Origin of the sequence: Janthinobacterium sp. NFX145 (assembly GCF_049810325.1) — a bacterium.
Lineage (GTDB): Bacteria > Pseudomonadota > Gammaproteobacteria > Burkholderiales > Burkholderiaceae_D > Janthinobacterium > Janthinobacterium rivuli.
On the sequence record NZ_CP187360.1, the window covers coordinates 962,023 to 979,253 of the forward strand.

Annotated in this window: 17 protein-coding genes; 16 read left to right on the top strand and 1 reads right to left on the bottom strand. The window is 64.9% G+C overall.

What is annotated here, in order from left to right:
- Positions 1 to 17: 17 nt before the first annotated feature.
- Positions 18 to 989 (bottom strand): endonuclease/exonuclease/phosphatase family protein, encoded by a 972-nt coding sequence (locus ACPJXG_RS04255; protein ID WP_425253504.1) that lies wholly within the window; start codon positions 987 to 989, stop codon positions 18 to 20.
- Between the two features lie 37 nt (positions 990 to 1,026).
- On the opposite strand from ACPJXG_RS04255, the gene ybaK reads away from it, so the two are divergent.
- From ybaK to ACPJXG_RS04335, 16 genes are all read left to right on the top strand, one after another.
- A complete protein-coding gene (gene ybaK / locus ACPJXG_RS04260) occupies positions 1,027 to 1,518 on the top strand; it encodes a Cys-tRNA(Pro) deacylase (protein WP_425253505.1) in 492 nt (163 codons plus the stop codon).
- A 97-nt stretch (positions 1,519 to 1,615) separates the two neighbouring features.
- The gene (gene plsY / locus ACPJXG_RS04265; protein WP_225242520.1) at positions 1,616 to 2,260 is read left to right on the top strand and encodes a glycerol-3-phosphate 1-O-acyltransferase PlsY; all 645 of its coding nucleotides are present in this window, start codon (positions 1,616 to 1,618) and stop codon (positions 2,258 to 2,260) included.
- Between the two features lie 90 nt (positions 2,261 to 2,350).
- Positions 2,351 to 3,022 (top strand): DsbA family oxidoreductase, encoded by a 672-nt coding sequence (locus ACPJXG_RS04270; protein WP_099401516.1) that lies wholly within the window; start codon positions 2,351 to 2,353, stop codon positions 3,020 to 3,022.
- Between the two features lie 70 nt (positions 3,023 to 3,092).
- The gene (locus ACPJXG_RS04275; protein ID WP_099401515.1) at positions 3,093 to 3,383 is read left to right on the top strand and encodes a DUF427 domain-containing protein; all 291 of its coding nucleotides are present in this window, start codon (positions 3,093 to 3,095) and stop codon (positions 3,381 to 3,383) included.
- 37 nt (positions 3,384 to 3,420) lie between these two features.
- A complete protein-coding gene (locus ACPJXG_RS04280) occupies positions 3,421 to 4,380 on the top strand; it encodes a DUF2157 domain-containing protein (RefSeq protein WP_035821939.1) in 960 nt (319 codons plus the stop codon).
- Positions 4,377 to 6,038: a GDYXXLXY domain-containing protein gene (locus tag ACPJXG_RS04285; protein ID WP_051959067.1), complete on the top strand. Its 1,662-nt coding sequence runs from the start codon at positions 4,377 to 4,379 to the stop codon at positions 6,036 to 6,038. Before ACPJXG_RS04280 ends, ACPJXG_RS04285 begins: the two co-directional genes overlap by 4 nt.
- Positions 6,039 to 6,079: 41 nt before the next feature.
- Entirely contained in the window at positions 6,080 to 7,312 is a 1,233-nt protein-coding gene (locus tag ACPJXG_RS04290; RefSeq protein ID WP_402719392.1) for a metal-dependent hydrolase, read from the top strand.
- A 117-nt stretch (positions 7,313 to 7,429) separates the two neighbouring features.
- Positions 7,430 to 9,181, top strand: a complete 1,752-nt coding sequence (locus ACPJXG_RS04295) for a cation:proton antiporter (protein ID WP_099401512.1) — start codon at positions 7,430 to 7,432, stop codon at positions 9,179 to 9,181.
- 80 nt (positions 9,182 to 9,261) lie between these two features.
- The gene (locus ACPJXG_RS04300; protein ID WP_425253506.1) at positions 9,262 to 10,170 is read left to right on the top strand and encodes an ion transporter; all 909 of its coding nucleotides are present in this window, start codon (positions 9,262 to 9,264) and stop codon (positions 10,168 to 10,170) included.
- A gap of 49 nt (positions 10,171 to 10,219) precedes the next feature.
- Positions 10,220 to 11,200 (top strand): 3-oxoacyl-[acyl-carrier-protein] synthase III C-terminal domain-containing protein, encoded by a 981-nt coding sequence (locus ACPJXG_RS04305; RefSeq protein ID WP_425253507.1) that lies wholly within the window; start codon positions 10,220 to 10,222, stop codon positions 11,198 to 11,200.
- A 10-nt stretch (positions 11,201 to 11,210) separates the two neighbouring features.
- Positions 11,211 to 12,248: an NAD-dependent epimerase/dehydratase family protein gene (locus ACPJXG_RS04310; protein ID WP_425253508.1), complete on the top strand. Its 1,038-nt coding sequence runs from the start codon at positions 11,211 to 11,213 to the stop codon at positions 12,246 to 12,248.
- Entirely contained in the window at positions 12,241 to 13,071 is an 831-nt protein-coding gene (locus tag ACPJXG_RS04315) for an MBL fold metallo-hydrolase (RefSeq protein ID WP_425253509.1), read from the top strand. Before ACPJXG_RS04310 ends, ACPJXG_RS04315 begins: the two co-directional genes overlap by 8 nt.
- Complete coding sequence (locus ACPJXG_RS04320) at positions 13,068 to 14,363, top strand: F390 synthetase-related protein (protein ID WP_425253510.1); 1,296 nt, start codon at positions 13,068 to 13,070, stop codon at positions 14,361 to 14,363. Before ACPJXG_RS04315 ends, ACPJXG_RS04320 begins: the two co-directional genes overlap by 4 nt.
- Entirely contained in the window at positions 14,360 to 14,998 is a 639-nt protein-coding gene (locus ACPJXG_RS04325) for a phosphatase PAP2 family protein (protein ID WP_425253511.1), read from the top strand. Before ACPJXG_RS04320 ends, ACPJXG_RS04325 begins: the two co-directional genes overlap by 4 nt.
- Positions 14,995 to 16,110 (top strand): sterol desaturase family protein, encoded by a 1,116-nt coding sequence (locus ACPJXG_RS04330; protein WP_425253512.1) that lies wholly within the window; start codon positions 14,995 to 14,997, stop codon positions 16,108 to 16,110. Before ACPJXG_RS04325 ends, ACPJXG_RS04330 begins: the two co-directional genes overlap by 4 nt.
- On the top strand, positions 16,107 to 17,222 hold the full coding sequence (locus tag ACPJXG_RS04335; RefSeq protein WP_425253513.1) for a fatty acid desaturase family protein: 1,116 nt from the start codon (positions 16,107 to 16,109) through the stop codon (positions 17,220 to 17,222). The genes ACPJXG_RS04330 and ACPJXG_RS04335 overlap by 4 nt, the downstream gene beginning before the upstream one ends.
- Positions 17,223 to 17,231: the final 9 nt, after the last annotated feature.

The window sequence follows — 17,231 nt, forward strand, 5'->3', positions numbered from 1 at the left end:
TTGCATTAGTGACTGAGTTAATCAATGTTTCCCAGCAGCTTGATGCGCGCCAGCACCTGGCCATGGTCGGATGCGTACGGCAAGCCCAGCAGCAAGTGATCGTTGAGATAAGTCACCTCCTGCAGCACGCCGATGGCGCGCGGCGAGGCAGGATGAAAATGTTCGGACACGAGAATGTGGTCGATCGTCATGTAGGCGCTGTCGTGGATATTCGTGTAGCCCACGTGGCGCAGGGCATCCTGGCGCAGCTGGATGGCGTTGGCGTCGTACAGGCGCGCGCGCATTTCCGGCATGTCACCATGCGGTTCGCACGGCGCGCCCGCGCCCATGACGATGGCCGTGGTGACGGCATTGGCGATGTCGTTGAAGTCGCCCAGCACGATCCGGGGACGGCCGCTATTGCCCAGTTCGCTTGCCAGCACGCGCAGGGCCACGGCTTCCGCGCCGCGCCGCTGCAGCGAGCGCAGGTTGGCCAGCGCGTAGCTGGCCGCATCGTAGCCGTCGCCATGGCGGTAATCGGGCCGGCGCGATTTCAAATGCACGACGACCACGTCCGTGAGCTGTCCGCCAGGCAAGATGACCTGGACGTGCAGCGGTGCGCGGGCAAAGCGGCAGGCGTTGTCCTCGGCGGAGACGCTCACGCCGGTAGGGAAATCCGCCCAGGCAACACCAGCGCCGGCCAGCGGCAGGCGAGACACGAGCGCCACCGTGGGCAGCATGCGCCCGCTAGCGTCCATCGCGTCGTAGCCGGCCAGGGTGGCTTCGCGGTAATGGCGCGTGCGCGACAGCACGTCGCGCAGGGCCGCTTGCGAGAAAATTTCCTGGAAACCGATCACGTCGGCGTCGAGCAGGTCGATTTGCCGCGCCGTCCATTCCGCCTTGGCTGCGTATTGCGCCGGGCTCAACGGTTCCAGGTTGTCATACAATTTCGCCCCGGCGGGGGCCAGATTGCAGACATTGAATGTGGCAAAGCGGATTTCTTCCTGCATAATTAGCACTCCTCACTGAACGATCAGCGTATCACGCATGGCTAAAAAAGAGCATATTTCCGAAACCCGGGCGACGCAGCTGCTGCGCAAGCATCAAGTTTCCTTTGAAGAACACCCGTATCCGTACGAAGAGCACGGCGGTACCAGCGTCTCGGCGCGCGAACTTGGCGTGCCCGAACACGACGTGATCAAGACCCTGGTGATGCAGGACGAGGCGGCCAAGCCGATGATCGTGCTCATGCATGGCGATTGCAAGGTGTCGACCAAGAACCTGGCGCGCGCCATCGGCTGCAAGTCCGTCGAGCCGTGCAAGCCGGAAGTGGCGCAGCGCCATTCCGGCTACATGATAGGCGGCACCTCGCCGTTCGGCACGAAGAAGGCCATGCCCGTGTACGTGGAGCAATCGATCCTGGCGCTCGAACGCATCTACATCAATGGCGGGCGGCGCGGTTTTCTCGTCTCGCTGGCGCCGCAGGTGCTGCTCGATTTGCTCAAGGCCAAGCCGGTGCAGTGCGCCTTGCAGGATTAAGAAAACTGGATACCGCCCTGTCCGCGGACCGGGCGCTGGTGTATATTCTGCTGCGCCAGCCTCGATGCTGGTGTAATAAACACAATAAAGGGAAGAAATGAATCCAGTAATCACAACCGTGGCAATGACAGTGGCCGCTTACTTGCTCGGCTCGATATCGTTTGCCGTGGTGATGAGCAAGGTCTACGGCATTGCCGATCCGCGCACCTATGGCTCGAAAAATCCGGGCGCCACCAACGTGCTGCGCAGCGGCAACAAGGGCGCCGCCATCATGACCCTGCTGGGCGATGGCGCCAAGGGCTGGCTGGCCGTGTTCCTGGCCGACCATTTTGCCAGTGCGCTGGGCGTGGGCGACATGGCCGTGGCCCTGGTGGCCATCGCCGTCTTCCTCGGCCATTTGTGGCCCGTGTTCTTCCGCTTCGTCGGCGGCAAGGGCGTGGCCACGGCCCTCGGTGTGCTGCTGGGCATCAATCCATGGCTGGGCCTGGCTACCCTGGCCACCTGGCTGATCATTGCCTATGCGTTCCGCTATTCTTCGCTGGCAGCCCTGGTGGCGGCCCTGTTCGCGCCCTTTTACTATGGCTTGCTGTTCGGCGTCGATCCCATCTTGCTGTCCGTCATCGTCATGAGCGTGCTGCTGGCTTACCGCCACAGCCAGAACATCGCGAACTTGCTATCCGGCAAGGAAAGCAAGATCGGCGGCAAGAAAGATGCGGCCAAGGCGCCCGTCAAGAAAAAGTAAGCGCTTGATTTCCCGCGGCCCGCACGCATATGCTGTGCTTGCGGCGCCGCGCGGTGCGGCCGCCACCGACTCGCGCAAAGGCTGCCCACCATGACTGTTTCCACCACCTCCGCCACACCCGTCCCCGTCCGTATCGATTTCGTCTCCGACGTTTCCTGCCCCTGGTGCGTGGTCGGCCTGAAATCGCTGGAGCAGGCACTGGACAAGCTGCAAGACACCGTCCAGGCCGACATCCACTTCCAGCCCTTCGAGCTGAACGCCAACATGCCGCCCGAAGGCGAGGATATCGGCGAACACATCGCCCGCAAATACGGTTCCACCCCGGAACAGATGGCGCAGTCGCGCGAAGCCATCCGTGCGCGCGGCGAGCAGCTGGGCTTTACCTTCGCCATGGACAAGCGCGGCCGCATCTACAACACGTTTGATGCGCACCGTCTGCTGCACTGGGCCGCTCTGGAAGGGCGCCAGAAAGAACTCAAGATGGCGCTGTTCGATGCCTACTTTACGCAGGGACAAAATCCCTCGTCGCACGAAGTACTGCTGAAAGTGGCGGGCAAGGTGGGGCTAGACACCGTGAAAGCGGCCGACGTGCTGGCCTCCGGCGCCTATGCGGACGAGGTGCGCGCGCAGGAACAGTTCTATCAGCAAAATGGCATCAACTCGGTACCGGCCGTCATCATCAACGAGCGCCACCTGATTTCCGGCGGCCAGCCGCCCGAAGTGTTCGAGCAAGCCTTGCGCCAGATCATCGCCGGCGCCTGAACCAGGCGCCAATGGCGCGCGCCATGGCGGACTTTTTGCGCTACACTCGGCGCAGAAGGAGGATAGTCAAATGCCAACAGCCCGCTGGAATGGCGCCGTCATCGCGCAAGCCACCGATGCGCAGGTGCAAGTCGTTGAAAACAATGTATATTTTCCTTTGTCGGCAGTGACGCAGGACTACCTGCGTCCCAGCAGCCACACGAGCGTCTGCCCGTGGAAGGGCACGGCCAGCTATTACGACGTCGTCGTCGATGGCCAGACGAATGCCAACGCGGCCTGGGTTTACCCCGAGCCCAAGGATGCCGCCAAGCAAATTGCCGGTCACGTCGCCTTCTGGCGTGGCGTCAGCGTCGAGCGCTGACCTGGCTCCCCCAATTTCCCGATAAAGAAAGCAGACGATGGATTTACGCCTCGCCGTGTACCAACTCGCCTCGGCCCATGCGCTCGATGCCCAACAAACCCGGCAGTTGCAGGAAGTGGCCGGCTTCCAGCGCGAACCGGCGCGCCTGGCCTACTGGCTGCCGCGCGGCGTGGCCGTGCTGGGCGCCGTGCTGCTGGGCATGGGGCTGATCTGCTGGGTCGCCGCCAACTGGGAAGACTTCGGCCGCATGGGCCGCTTCGCGCTGCTGCAAGCGGTGCTGGCCGCCGCTTGCGTGGGCGCGTTTGCCGTGCCCAGGGCGAGAGTCCCCTTGCTGCTGCTGGCCTTGCTGGCCATCGGCGGCCTGTTCGCTTACTTCGGCCAGACGTACCAGACGGGCGCTGATCCGTGGCAGCTGTTCGCCCTGTGGGCCGTGCTGGCCTTGCCCCTGTGTTTTGTCGCGCGCAGCGACGTGCTGTGGACGCCGTGGATGCTGATACTGGCGACGGCCGCCACCCTGTGGATGCAGGCGCAGGCGCGCCATAGCTGGCGCATCGATTCGGCCGACCTGGGCATTTTCGTCAGCGGCTGGCTGGCCGTGCTGCTTGCCTGTGCGTTTGTCTCGCCTCTGCTGGCGCGCTGGACGGGCGCGGGCAGCTGGGCCTTGCGCCTGGGCCTGGTGCTTGCCACCATCCTCATCACGGGCACGGCCGTCAGCGCCCTGTTCGGCCACGATATCGAATCACCGTACTGGGCCGGACTGGGCTTGCTGCTCGTGGCCGGCGTCCTGCTGGCCACCGGCCGGTTCTTTGACGTGTTCGGCCTGAGCGCCGTCGCGCTCGGTATCAATACCTTGCTGGTGGGCGGCCTGACGCACGTGCTGTTCAACGGCCAGGGCGATGGCGTGGGCGCGCTGGCCATGCTGGGCTTGCTGGCCGCCGTGCTGCTGGCCTTGACCGTGCAGGGCATTTTGTGGCGCACGCGCCGGGAGGCGGCATGAACAATGTGAATAGTCAGCGAGCCGACGCGCTCGCCACCCTGATCGACGACGCCACGCGCGCCGGCCTGTTGCCGCCCAACGCTACCCGTCCCGTGCAGGATGTTCGGCCGTGGCCGCTGGTGCTGATGACGGCGTTCGGCGCCTGGCTGGCTGCCATTCCCCTGATGATCGCGCTGGGCGTGGGCCTGGAAAGCGTCGTGCGCCACGGTCCCGGCGCGTACGTCGTGGCCGCCATCGTGCTGGTGGTGGCCGTGCTGCTGATCCGCGCGCGCGGCGTGGCGCTGTTCGTCGAGCAGCTGGCCGTGCCCTGCCTGCTGGTGGGCGGCGGCTTGCTCGGCTATGCCCTGTACCGCGACTATTCCACGCAGACGGCGTCGCTGCTGTTGTGTCTGGCATGTCTGATGGTGGCCGCCGCCTTGCCGCGCGACTGGCTGCGCGTGTTGCTGGGCCTGGTCGCCTGCGGCTTGCTGGGACTGGGCATCGTCGATAGCACGCGCGACTGGATTTTTGAGAACGATCCCACGGAGCTGTATTTTGCCTGGATGCTGGCGCTGGCCTTCTGGCTGGCCGCCCACTGGCTGCAGAAGCAAGCGTTCAACGATGGCCGCGGCGCGCCCGTCGCCGCTTACCTGGAATCGCTGTCGACGGGGTGGGTCCTGGCAATCTTGCTGGGGCTGGTCTTCTGGTCCGGCATGACCTTCATGCTGGGTGGCGCCTTGGGCGGTGGCTTTGCCGGCGAAGTGGCGCGCGAAGTGACGCGGCACCAGGGTATTGCCTGGTATGCGCAAGCCTTGAATGGCGTGTCGCTCGTGCTGGCTGCGGCCGCGGCCGCCTGGACGGGATGGCGCTGGCCCGCATTGCGCCAGTTGCCGGCCATCGGCGTGGCGTTGGTGCTGATCGTGCTGTCCTGGTTCATGCCGGCGCTGGGACCCGTGCTGCTGATCCTCGCGTATTGCGTGACGAGCGGGCGCTCGCGCGTGGCCGTGGCGGCCGCGCTGGCGGCGGCGTGGATCATCGGCAGCTTTTATTATCAGCTGGCCTGGCCGCTGGCCAGCAAGGCGGCGCTGCTGGCCGTGGCTGGCGCCGTGCTGTGCGCGCTGTCGTGGCTGGCCACGCGCGGCGCCGTGCTGCACTTGGTGGAAAGCAAACCGGCGGACGTGGTTCTGGAGCGCCGCGCCGCGCGCCTGGGCGTGCTGGGCGGCTTGCTGCTGGTGCTGCTGGTGGCCAATGGCGGCATCTGGCAAAAAGAGCAGCTGATTGCCAAAGGACAAGCGATCTTCGTGGAACTGGCGCCCGTCGATCCCCGCTCGCTGATGCAGGGAGACTATATGCGCCTCAATTTCCAGGGCCTCGGCGTGCTGTCCACCCTGGCCAGCGTGGAGCGGGCACCTGGCCGGCCCCTCGTGGTGGCCACGCGCGACGCACGCGGCGTGGCGGAACTGCTGCGTCCGTACACCAGCGAGGCGCTGGCGCCCGGCGAATTCCTGCTCGAACTGACGCCGAAGGATGGGAACTGGGTGCTGGTCAGCGATGCCTGGTTCTTCAAGGAAGGCGAGGCGGCGCGCTGGGAAAAGGCCCGCTATGGCGAGTTCCGCGTGCTGCCCGACGGCCGCGCCTTGCTGGTGGGCATGCGTGGCCCGGAGCTGGAGAAGCTGTAGCGCGGGACCACTATGGGGCGGGCATCCTGTAAAATTGCCCGATGGATAATATTACGCATTCGGTCATCGGCCTCGGGGTCGGCGAACTGGTACACCGCAGCCTGCCGCCCGAGCAGCAGCTACCCGCACAGCGCACCCGGCGTGCGCTGTTTCTGTTTTCGGCCTGGTTTGCCAGCAACGCGCCCGACCTGGACCTGGTGCTGACAAAACTGTTGCCGCGCCCCTTCGGCTACATGTTGCACCACCGTGGCCACACGCACACCTTGCTGCTGGCCTTGCCGCAGGCGCTGCTGTTGCTGGCCCTGCTGTGGCTGCTATGGCCCGGCGCGCGCCGTCTACTCAAGGAAAGCGTGCCCGCCCGCATCGGCCTGGCGGCCTGTCTGTTGCTGGGATTCTGCTTGCACATGAGCATGGATTTCCTCAATTCCTATGGCTTGCACCCGTTTTATCCATTTGACAGCCGCTGGCTGTATGGCGACATGGTCTTCATTGTCGAACCCATGTTCTGGGTACTGCTGGGCGTGCCCGTGATCATGTCCTTGCGCTACGGCATCGTCAAAAGCGTGCTGCTGGCGGGGCTGGCGGCGGCACTGTGTTTCTTCACCTATAAAACCTATCTGGCGCCCGCCTCGCTGGCCGTGCTGCTGGGGCTGGGCGCGATCCTGGCCGTGCTGCAAGGTCGGGCCGGCGAGCGGGGGCGCGGTCCGCTGCTGCTGGCTTTCGCGCTGGCCGCCACGTTTATCGGCACGCAGGGCGTGGCGTCGGCCCTCGGCCGTACGCGCATCGAGGCGGCCGTGCAGCGGCTCGATCCCGGCACGCGCGTGTGGGACGTGTCGATGACGGCGTTTCCCAGCAACCCGCTGTGCTGGATCTACGTCTCGCTCGACAGCAAGACGGACGTGTACACCTTGCGGCGCGGCACCCTGAGCTTGCTGCCCGCATCGCTGGCGCCCGCCGCCTGCCCGGCCGGCCTGGCCGAAACCAGCAAGCAGGGCCGGCAACTGGCGCCCGGCATTGCCGTGTCGGCCCAGGCGGCGGGTAGCCTGGCCGCCTTGCGTGCCTTGCAGGAAGACAATTGCTATGTCGACGCCTGGTTCCGCTTTGCCCGCATGCCCAGACTGAATGCGGACAAGCTGACGGACGTGCGTTTCAACCCCGGCATGCTGCCCAATTTCACCACCGTGGAACTGCAGCAGTTCCGCAACCGGCCGTGTCCCGCCTATGTGCCGGGCTGGGACCGCCCCCGCGCCGACATGCTGGCGCCGCCGAAATAGAGAGAGAGCGCGGAGATGTTGCTCTTGGGAAAAAATATCGCGTGTGCGCCTGTTTTGCCAAGGCCCAGCATGTAATAATTGCCAATTCGGCATGAATATCATTGAGTTAGGATTATTTTGGAAGAGCAACACGCCTTACCGTATTTGCGGGAAACCCTGCTGTTTCTCGCCCTGGCCGGGATTTTTATTCCGCTATTGCAACGCCTGAGAGTCAATCAGGTGCTCGGCTTCCTGGCCGTAGGCGCCCTGTTCGGCCCCTTCGGCTTCGGCCTGTGGGCCGGCGACTTCACGTGGCTGACGTATTTCTCGTTCGTACGTGCCGAGCAGGTAAGCGGCCTGGCCGAGCTGGGCGTGATGTTTTTGATGTTCATGATCGGCCTGGAACTGTCGACGGAACGGCTGTGGGCGCTGCGGCGCTGGGTATTCGGCGCGGGCGTGGGACAGGTGGCCGTCAGCGCCTGCCTGATCGGCGGCGTGGCGTATTACTTTGGCCTGTCGCTGGAAGCGTCCATCGTGCTGGGCCTGGTGCTGTCGCTGTCGTCCACGGCCGTGGTGATGCAGTTGCTGACCGACCAGCGCTCGCTGCAAACGCCGGCCGGCCAGGCGGGCTTTTCCATTTTGATGTTCCAGGATCTGATGGTGGTGCCGCTGTTCATCCTGATCGACGTCTTCGCCAGCGGGCGCAGCGACGACCTGGCGTATCTGCTCAGTTTTGCGGCCGTGAAGTCGGCCGGCGCCATCCTGCTCATCTATCTGCTGGGGCGCCGCGTGATACGCCCCCTGTTCCAGTTTTTCGTCAAGAAACGCCAGCCCGACGTGTTCATGGCGCTGACCCTGCTCAGCACCTTGGGCATCGCGGGCCTGACGTATCTGGCGGGCTTGTCGATGGCGCTGGGCGCCTTGCTGGCCGGCCTGCTGCTGGCGGAAACGGAATTTCGCCATGAAGTGGAAGTGACGATCGAACCGTTCAAGGGCTTGTTGATGGGCCTGTTCTTCATGTCCGTGGGCATGCAGATCGACGTGCGCGAAATCCTCAAGTCGCCCGTGTTGATTCCGTTGGCAGTGCTGAGCCTGTTTGCGGTGAAAACCCTGGTCATCAGCGTGATTTTCCGCATTGGCGGCTTTCACTGGGGACGCGCCGTGGAAACGGGCGTGCTGCTGGGGCAGGGCGGCGAGTTCGCCTTCATCGTTGTCGCGTATGCGCTCGGTACCAAGCTGATCGGCCCACAGGTGGCGCAGTTCGTCATGCTGGTGGTGGGCCTGAGCCTGTTCGCCACGCCGGCGCTGGCCAAGGCGGCGCGCGCGTTCGGCAACTGGTGGGAAAAGCGCCACCACCATCAGCTGGCCGACCTGGCGCACGGCGCGCCGCCGCCGCAGGGCAGCACCGTCATCATCGCCGGTTTTGGCCGGGTGGGGCAATTGCTGGCCAAGGTGCTGACGGAGCAGGATATCGCCTACGTGGCGATTGAAAATGATGCGCGCCTGGTGACGACCCTGCATCCGCGCGGGTTCCCCGTGTATTTCGGCGATGCGTCGCGCGCGGAACTGTTGCAAAAAGTGAATGCGGACCGGGCCGCCGCCGTCGTGCTGACGATGGATCATGCGGCCTCCGTGCTGCACGCCGTGAAATCGATCCGCCGCGAATATCCGCAGCTGCCCGTGTATGCGCGGGCCCGTGACGAGGCGCATGCCGTGGCCCTGATACAGGCGGGCGCCACCCTGGTCGTGCCCGAGGCGCTGGAGTCCGCGCTGCAGCTGACGGCCACCGTGCTGCACACGGTGGGCCTGTCGGAAGCGCGCACGACGGACATCGTGCAGGCCGAGCGCGAGCGGCGCAATGCCGTGTTGCTGGCGAAGAAGCTGTCGTAGTGTTGTTGTCAGGCAATCGTGCGTGTCGCCGTGCTTTGTAAATTATCTATACAATAATAGTATATGAGCACACCAACCACATGAAAGCCGCGACGAAGAGCGGAGCGGCGCCCCTGACGCCGCAGCAGCTGGCGGCGCAGGAAACGCAGCAAAAATATGGCAAGCCCGAGCGGGGCTGGCGCGAGCAGGTGTACACCGTCATTTTCGAGGCGGAAACGCGCACGGGCCGCGCCTTCGATTTGCTGCTGATCGCCGCCATCCTGATCAGCGTGACGGTGGTCGTGCTCAGCAGTGTCGCTTCCGTGGCCAATCGCTATGGCACCTGGCTGACGGCGCTGGAATGGTTTTTCACCATTTTATTTACCATCGAATACTTCGCCCGTCTGGCGTGTCTGCAACATCCGGTGCGCTATGCCAAGAGTTTCTTCGGCGTTATCGACTTGCTGGCCATCGTGCCGACCTACATCGGCTTGCTGCTGCCGGGCGCGCACGTGCTGATCGACGTGCGTATTTTGCGCCTGCTGCGCATGTTCCGTATCCTCAAGCTCACGTCGTATGTGCATGAATACACGGTGCTGGGGCGTGCCTTGCTGGCCAGCCGGCGCAAGATCCTCATTTTCTTGTCTTTTGTCATGATGGTGGTCTTTCTGTTGGGTACTGTGATGTACGTCGTGGAAGGGCCGGAGAACGGTTACAGCAGTATCCCCACGTCGATTTACTGGGCCATCAGCACCATGACCACGGTGGGTTTCGGCGATATCACGCCGAAGACCGACATCGGGCGCACCATCGCTTCGCTGATGATGTTGCTCGGCTGGGGTATCCTGGCAGTGCCTACCGGCATTATCAGCGCGGAAATGACGGTACAGCGCAGTTCCAAGCTGGTCACCACGCGTACCTGCCCCACGTGCCTGAAAGAAGGGCTCGATGACGATGCCAATTTCTGCAAGAACTGCGGTGTGGATTTGCCGCCGCTGGCACGCGACTAACGCATCAACCGTTCATCAACCGTATTTACTTTACTTTTTTAAGGCCAACATGATTCCAGTTCGCCTGATCGCGACGGGCAAAGCCGTGCCGTCGCACAGCGTTACCTCCGCCAGCCTGGACCTGACACTGGGCCATCCGGCTGGCTATACCTTGCGCAAGAGCGGGGTGCTGTCGCGCTTTGTCGCCGCGCCCGATGAATCGCAAAGCCAGCTGGGCGCCGCCGCCCTGCTCGACGCGCTGAAGAATGCCAGCCTGCGTCCGGCCGACATCGACTTGCTGATCTGCGCCAACGGCGTGCCCGAGCAGGCGTTGCCGAACACGGCCTGCTTCGTGGCCGAACATGCGGGCTTGCCGCCAGGCACGCAAAGCTTCGACGTCAATGCCAGCTGCCTCAGCTTCATGGCTGCCTTCCGCGTGGCCGCGTCCATGCTGGCCGGCGGCGCCTACCGGCGCATCGCCATCGTCTCGTCCGACCTCGCCTCGCGCGGGGTTGACTGGAGCGAGCCGGAAGCGTCGATGATCTTCGGCGACGGCGCCGCCGCCGTCATCGTCGAGCGGGGCGACGGCAGCGCCGGCATCCGCGCCTACAAGATGGGCACGTATCCGGAAGGGCGGCGCTACTGCGAAATTCGCGGCGGCGGCACCGAGCGCAACCCGCGCAACGGCTGCGAACCGGGCGACTATCTGTTCCGCATGGATGGCAAGGCCGTGTTCCGCCTGGCCGTCAAGGTGATGCCGGATTTCCTCGCGGAACTAATGAAGGAATCGGGCGCGGGACTGGAAAAGATCGACGTGGTCGTGCCGCACCAGGCCAGCCCGCTGGGCCTCGCGCATGCGGCGCGCATCCTCGACGTCCCCGATGCTAAAATCATCAAGATCTTTGAAACGCATGGCAACCAGGTGGCCGCGTCCCTGCCCACCGCCCTGCACGAGGCGGTGATGACGGGGCGGGCCGTGGCCGGCCAGCGTTTGCTGATGATGGGCACGGCCGCGGGCCTGACCATCGGCGGCATGATACTTGACCTGTGAAGGTGGTGTGATGAGGCGGATACTGGTCACGGGAGCGACGGGGGGCTTGGGGCGCAATGCCGTGCGCACCCTGCTGGCGCAGGGCGTGGAAGTGCGCGCCACGGGCCGCAACGCCGCCGTGGGCCGCGAACTCGAGCGCATGGGCGCGCAATTCGTCGCGCTCGACCTGGCGCAGGCATCGCCGCGCCAGGTCGACGAGCTGGTGCGCGGCATGGACACCGTCTGGCACTGCGCCGCGCTGTCCTCGCCCTGGGGCGCCGAGCGCGACTTCATCGCCGCCAATGTCACGGCCACGGCGCAGCTGCTGCGCGCGGCCGCCAGCCTGCACGTGGCGCGCTTCGTGCACATCTCCACGCCGGCCATCTATTTCGATTACCGCAACCGTTACGAGGTGCCGGAAACCTTCCGTCCCGACGCCTTCGTCAACGCGTATGCGCGCAGCAAGGCGATGGCGGAAAAGCTGGTGCAGGATTGCGTCGACCGCCAGCGCGGCATGACGTGCGTGATCCTGCGCCCGCGCGCCATCTTCGGCCCGCACGACCAGGTGCTGATCCCGCGCCTGGCGCGGGTGCTGGAACAGCGCGGCGGCAAACTGCCCCTGCCCAACGGCGGCGCGGCCACCATCGACATCACTTATGTCGACAATGTCGTGCATGCGATGTGGCTGGCCACCGTGCACAAGACCATCGCGTCTGGCGCCGCCTTCAACATCACGAATGGCGAACCGGCGCGCCTGTGCGATATTTTGCGCACCCTGTTCTGCGACCATCTGCAGCAGCCGTTCGAAATCGTCAGCGTGCCTTACCGCGTGCTGGCGGTAGTCGCCCGCCTGATGCAGTTCGCCTCGCGCTTTACCCGCCGCGAACCATCGCTCACGCCCTACAGCATCGGCGCGCTCAGTTTCGACATGACGCTCGATAACGCCAAGGCGCGCAAGGTGCTCGGCTACCGTCCCATCGTCAGCCTGCAGGAAGGCATCGCCCGCACGGCGCAGTGGATGCGCCAGGAAGCGGCGGCGCACAAGGTGGGCAAGGAGCGCAATGGCTAGGATCACCGCGTTTCGCGTCGGCCACTGCACCCATCCGTCCTGCATGGTCTTGAAAGGCAGCGGGCTGGCCAGCCGCTGCTTCCCCTCGCGCGCCTACCTGATCGAAACGCGCGCGGGCCTGTATCTGTGGGACACCGGTTACGCCGAACACTTCCGCGCCGCCACGTCGAAGGGCGTGTACCGCCTGTACGCGTGGGTGACGCCGATTTTCTTCGACGAGAACGAGTCGCTGCAGGGCCAGCTGCGCGCGCATGGCGTCTCGCCCGGCGACATTCACACCCTGCTGCTGTCGCACTTCCACGCCGACCATATCGCGGGCATGCGCGATTTTCCCGGCGCGCGGCTGATGGCGTCACAAGTGGGCTGGGATGCGGTGCGGGGACTGTCCGGCGTGGCCGCCGTGCGCCAGGCCTTCGTGCCTGAACTGCTGCCGAACGATATTGCGGACCGCCTCGATTTCGTGGAAAGCGTGCCCGAAACGGCCCTGCCGTCGGCCCTGCTGCCATTCACGCACGGGCGCGACGTCAGCGGCACGGGCGAGATTTACATCGTCGATTTGCCCGGCCACGCCATCGGCCATCTGGGTGCCTTCGTGCTGCAGGATGGCGGCTGGACCTTGCTGGCGTCGGACGCGGCCTGGGTGCCGGAAAGCTTCCAGCAGCTGCGCGGACCGTCGGAACTGTCTTTCATCATCCAGCACAAGCGCGCGCCGTACTATGAAACCCTGAATCGCCTGCACCAGTTGCACCAGTCGGGCAATGCGCAGATTCGCATCACGCATGAAGACACGCTCGACTATATCGCCGTGGCGGGCCGCCCGTGAAGCGTATTGTCTGGCTGTTGCTATCGTACTGGCGCACGCGCCGCCTGCGTTTTACGGACCGCGCGCAGCTGGAAAGTTACCAGCAGCGGCAGCTGGCCCGTTTCATCGATGTGCTGTGCGCGCGCAGCCGCTACTTTGCCCCATACCGCAACTTGCCGCTGGCGCAGTGGCCGACGATGAACAAGGCGCTGATGCTCGAGCATTTCGATGCCATGAACACGCAAGGGGTGACTTTGGCGCAGGCGATGGACGCGGCCATGGCGGCCGAGCATAGCCGAGACTTCACGCCGGCCGTCGGCGACATCACGGTGGGGCTGTCGTCGGGCACGTCGTCGAAGCGCGCCGTGTTTACCATCAGCCCGCGCGAAAAGGCCCAGTGGGCAGGCGTGATGCTGGCCAAGGCGCTGCCCGACGGCCTGTTTTCCGGCGAGCGGGTCGCGCTGTTCCTGCGCGCAAACAGCAATCTGTACACGGCCGTGCGCTCGCCGTGGCTGACCTTTGCCTTTTACGATTTGTTCGAACCGTTCGACAGCCTGTGCGCGCAGCTGGCGCAATATCAGCCAACTGTGATCGTCGCGCCGGCCCAGGTGCTGCGCCAGCTGGCCTTGCGCATCATCGACGGCAGCCTGGCGCTGGCGCCGAAAAAAGTCATCTCCGTGGCCGAAGTGCTGGAAGCGCAGGATCGCGCGCTGATCGTGCAGGCGTTTGGCGCCGTGCATGAAATCTACCAGGCCACCGAGGGTTTCCTTGCCAGCAGCTGCGAGCACGGCGTGCTGCACCTGAACGAAGAATACGTGCACATCGAGCCGCAGTGGCTCGACGCTGAAGAACGTCGCTTCGTGCCCGTGATTACCGACTTTACGCGCATCACGCAACCCATCGTGCGCTACCGCCTGGACGACATCCTGATCGCGCGCGCCGCGCCATGCCCGTGCGGCCGCGCCACGCGCGCCATCGACGGCATCGAAGGGCGCTGCGACGACATGCTGCTGCTTCCCTCTGCACGCGGCGGTGCGCCCGTCGCCGTGTTTGCCGACGTGCTGACGCGCGCGTTTGCGCAAGCCTTGCCGCCGGACGCCGATTACCGCCTGGCGCAAACGGGCGAAGCGGCCTTGCAACTGCATGCGGCGCTGGACGATGCCGGCCTGGCCGCCCTGCGCGCGCACCTGGCAACGGTGCTGGAGGGCCTGGGCGTGGCCACCGACGGCCTGGCCTGGACGGTCAGCCGCGAACTGCCTCCCTTTGATCCCACCATGAAACGGCGCCGCATCCGGCGTCTTGCGACCGCATGAACCCTTCTTCCATGACCGTACGCAGCCGCCTGCTGCATTTGCTGGCCGGCTGGGGCAGCGTCGGCCTCGTGTATTTTTCCAGCGACTTGCTGCAAGGGCAGGGCGTGCTGCTGCCGGAAACGGCGCTGGATCGCGCCATCCCCTATACGGACGCCGCCATCTGGCTATACCTGTCCTTCTTTATCCTGATCCCCTACGCCTACCTGGCGGCCGATGCGGCGCGCGTGCGCTGGCTGGCGCGCGCCATGGCGCTTTCCGCCGTCATGTGCGGCGTGGTCTTCCTGCTGTATCCGACCACGCTCGCCTACCCGCCCGTGGGTGCAGGCAGCGCGTGGAGCACGCAGGCGCTGCGCATGCTGCAGGCGGCGGACTCCACGCAAAACTGCCTGCCGTCGCTGCATGGCGCCCTGACCTTGCTGTGCGTGTGGGCCTTGTGCGATAAACGCCAGCTGCTGCGTTCCGCGCTGTGCGTGGTGCTGGGCGTGGCCATCTGCTACGCCATCATCGCGCTGCGCCGGCATGTGAGCATCGACCTGGCCGCCGGCTTGGCTGTCGGCATCGCTGGCGGCATGCTGGCGAAAATGCAGGTATCCTTGGCTGCCCGCCGCGCCGTTTCCATCAAAACCGCACCATGATGAATCCATTTGCCCTGTCGTTCCTGATCATGCTGGCCTTCGTGCTGGCCGAACTGCTGATACTCAAATGGGTACGCAAGACGCCCGTGCCGTGGAAGGACGTGATCTTCAACCTCAATTCCGGCCATATCCTGATGTGGGTATTTCGCGGCGTGGAAGTGGCGGCCTTCGCCCTGCTGCTGCGCCATGTGAACCTGCACATCGTCGACCAGTGGCCCGTGGCGGCGCAATGGATCTTCGCGTTTTTTGCCTGGGATCTGTGCTTTTACTGGATGCACCGGCTGCACCACAAGATTCCCTTGCTGTGGGCCGTGCACGTGGTGCACCACCAGGGCGAGCATTTCAACCTGTCGCTGGGCGTGCGCAATTCCTGGTATTCGTCGCTGACGAATTTCCCCTTCATCGCCATCCTGGCCGTGCTGGGCGTGCCGCTGGAAATCTTCCTCGTCGTCTCGTCCTTGCATTACACGGTGCAGCTCTATAACCACAATGCGCTGGTGAACAAGTCCGGCATCCTCGATCGTTTCATGATCACGCCGTCGCACCACCGCGTGCACCACGGCACCGACAAGCGCTACATCAACCGCAATTTCGGCGGCACCCTGCTGCTGTGGGACCGGCTGTTCGGCAGCTTCCAGCCCGAACTCGAGGGCGTGGAAATGCGCTATGGAGTGAAGGGCATGACACCCACGCACAACCCGCTGTTGGCCAGCAACGGCAAATTATTTACCTGGCTGCGCGCGCGCTTTCCGCACTGGCAGTCGCGCGGCACTTTCGAGGTGCCCGAGCTGTTCATCGGCATCGGCGGCGTGATCCTGTTTGGCCTCGTGATTTATTACGTCAACCACGAAGCGGTGCTGGCCGGCGCGCAGCAGGCCATCCTGTTTGCCTTGATTTTCAGCGGTACGCTGGCGCTGGGCGGCTTGTCCGATGCGCGGCGCTGGGGCGCCATCGCCTGGGTGGCCATCGCCCTGGCCATGCCGGCCCTGTACCTGGGCTGGTATGGCGCGCGCGATGTGTGGGGCATGGTATTTTTGGCCGCGCTGCTGGCGCATGGCCTCGATGGCGCGCGTCGCCTGTGGTGGCCGGCTACGGCGGGGACGCGCGCGTGAAGCCTGTGTCTTCCTTGCCGCCGCTGCGCTTCCAGCCCGCCCGCGATTCCGCCTTCCGCCGCGAACTGCGCGCGCGCGCCGACGCTTACCTGGCGGATGAAGGAAAACACCGCTTTGGCGACGCGCGCCTGCATGCGAAAACCTTGTTCCTGGCCGCGTTGGCGGTGGGCCTGTATGCGCTGGCGCTGAATGCTGGCAGCACCTGGCCGTTTGTCGCCAGCTATGTCGCTTGCCTGGTCGCGGCCATGGCGCTGGCCATGAATACCCTGCACGATGCGGCCCACAGCGCCGTCTTCCGCCAGGGACGCTGGAACCGCATCCTGATCCGCCTGGTGGGCTTGCCCGTGGGTGTGGACACGGATTTCTGGACCATCCGCCACGTGCACTTCCATCATACGTATGCCAACGTGGAAGGCTATGACCTGGACACGGAACCGAACCCCTTCCTGCGCCAGACGCCGTTCCAACGCTGGTCGCCGCAATACCGCTACCAGTATCTGTATTGGCCCGTGGTGGCGGCCCTGTCGCTGCCGTATCTGAACTGGTATGGCGACTGGCTGGACCGCTTCGGCAAGACGCCCGTGGCCGCGCACAGCCGGCTGCAGGGCTGGCGCGGCTGGCTGTCGTTCCTCGGCTGGAAGTTGGGTCACGTGGCGCTGGTGCTGGCGCTGCCCATGTGGGTGCTGCAGCAGCACGGCATCGCCTGGAACGTGGTGCTGGGCGCGTATTTCGTGGGCCAGATGATCGCTTCGTGCGCGCTGGTGGCGCTGATCCTCGGCACGCACTGGGCCGAAGTGGAGTTTTTCCAGCCGGGGCCAGACGGCACCTTGCCGCATGACTGGTACCAGCACACCTTTTATACGGCCTGCGACTGGACGCCAAAACCGCGCGCCCTGCGCTGGCTCGGTTACTGGCTGGGCGGCCTGAATCTGCACCTGACGCATCACCTGTTCCCCACCTGGAACCACCGCCACTACCCGGCGCTGGCGCGCATCCTGGCCGAACTGGCGCCGCGCCACGGTCTCGTGTACCGCGAACTTGGTTACGGCCAGCTGCACGCCTCGCAGCAGCAATTCCTGCGCGCCATGGGCCAGCCGCCCGCACAGTCCTGACGAATCGCG

Coding starts and splice junctions, on each gene's coding strand:
- ACPJXG_RS04315 (WP_425253509.1), top strand. CDS start 12,241: ATGGCTAGGATCACCGCGTTTCGCGTCGGCCACTGCACCCATCCGTCC.
- ACPJXG_RS04255 (WP_425253504.1), bottom strand. CDS start 989: ATGCAGGAAGAAATCCGCTTTGCCACATTCAATGTCTGCAATCTGGCC.
- ACPJXG_RS04310 (WP_425253508.1), top strand. CDS start 11,211: ATGAGGCGGATACTGGTCACGGGAGCGACGGGGGGCTTGGGGCGCAAT.
- ACPJXG_RS04285 (WP_051959067.1), top strand. CDS start 4,377: ATGAACAATGTGAATAGTCAGCGAGCCGACGCGCTCGCCACCCTGATC.
- ACPJXG_RS04275 (WP_099401515.1), top strand. CDS start 3,093: ATGCCAACAGCCCGCTGGAATGGCGCCGTCATCGCGCAAGCCACCGAT.
- ACPJXG_RS04280 (WP_035821939.1), top strand. CDS start 3,421: ATGGATTTACGCCTCGCCGTGTACCAACTCGCCTCGGCCCATGCGCTC.
- ACPJXG_RS04290 (WP_402719392.1), top strand. CDS start 6,080: ATGGATAATATTACGCATTCGGTCATCGGCCTCGGGGTCGGCGAACTG.
- ACPJXG_RS04270 (WP_099401516.1), top strand. CDS start 2,351: ATGACTGTTTCCACCACCTCCGCCACACCCGTCCCCGTCCGTATCGAT.
- ACPJXG_RS04300 (WP_425253506.1), top strand. CDS start 9,262: ATGAAAGCCGCGACGAAGAGCGGAGCGGCGCCCCTGACGCCGCAGCAG.
- plsY (WP_225242520.1), top strand. CDS start 1,616: ATGAATCCAGTAATCACAACCGTGGCAATGACAGTGGCCGCTTACTTG.
- ybaK (WP_425253505.1), top strand. CDS start 1,027: ATGGCTAAAAAAGAGCATATTTCCGAAACCCGGGCGACGCAGCTGCTG.
- ACPJXG_RS04305 (WP_425253507.1), top strand. CDS start 10,220: ATGATTCCAGTTCGCCTGATCGCGACGGGCAAAGCCGTGCCGTCGCAC.
- ACPJXG_RS04325 (WP_425253511.1), top strand. CDS start 14,360: ATGAACCCTTCTTCCATGACCGTACGCAGCCGCCTGCTGCATTTGCTG.
- ACPJXG_RS04330 (WP_425253512.1), top strand. CDS start 14,995: ATGATGAATCCATTTGCCCTGTCGTTCCTGATCATGCTGGCCTTCGTG.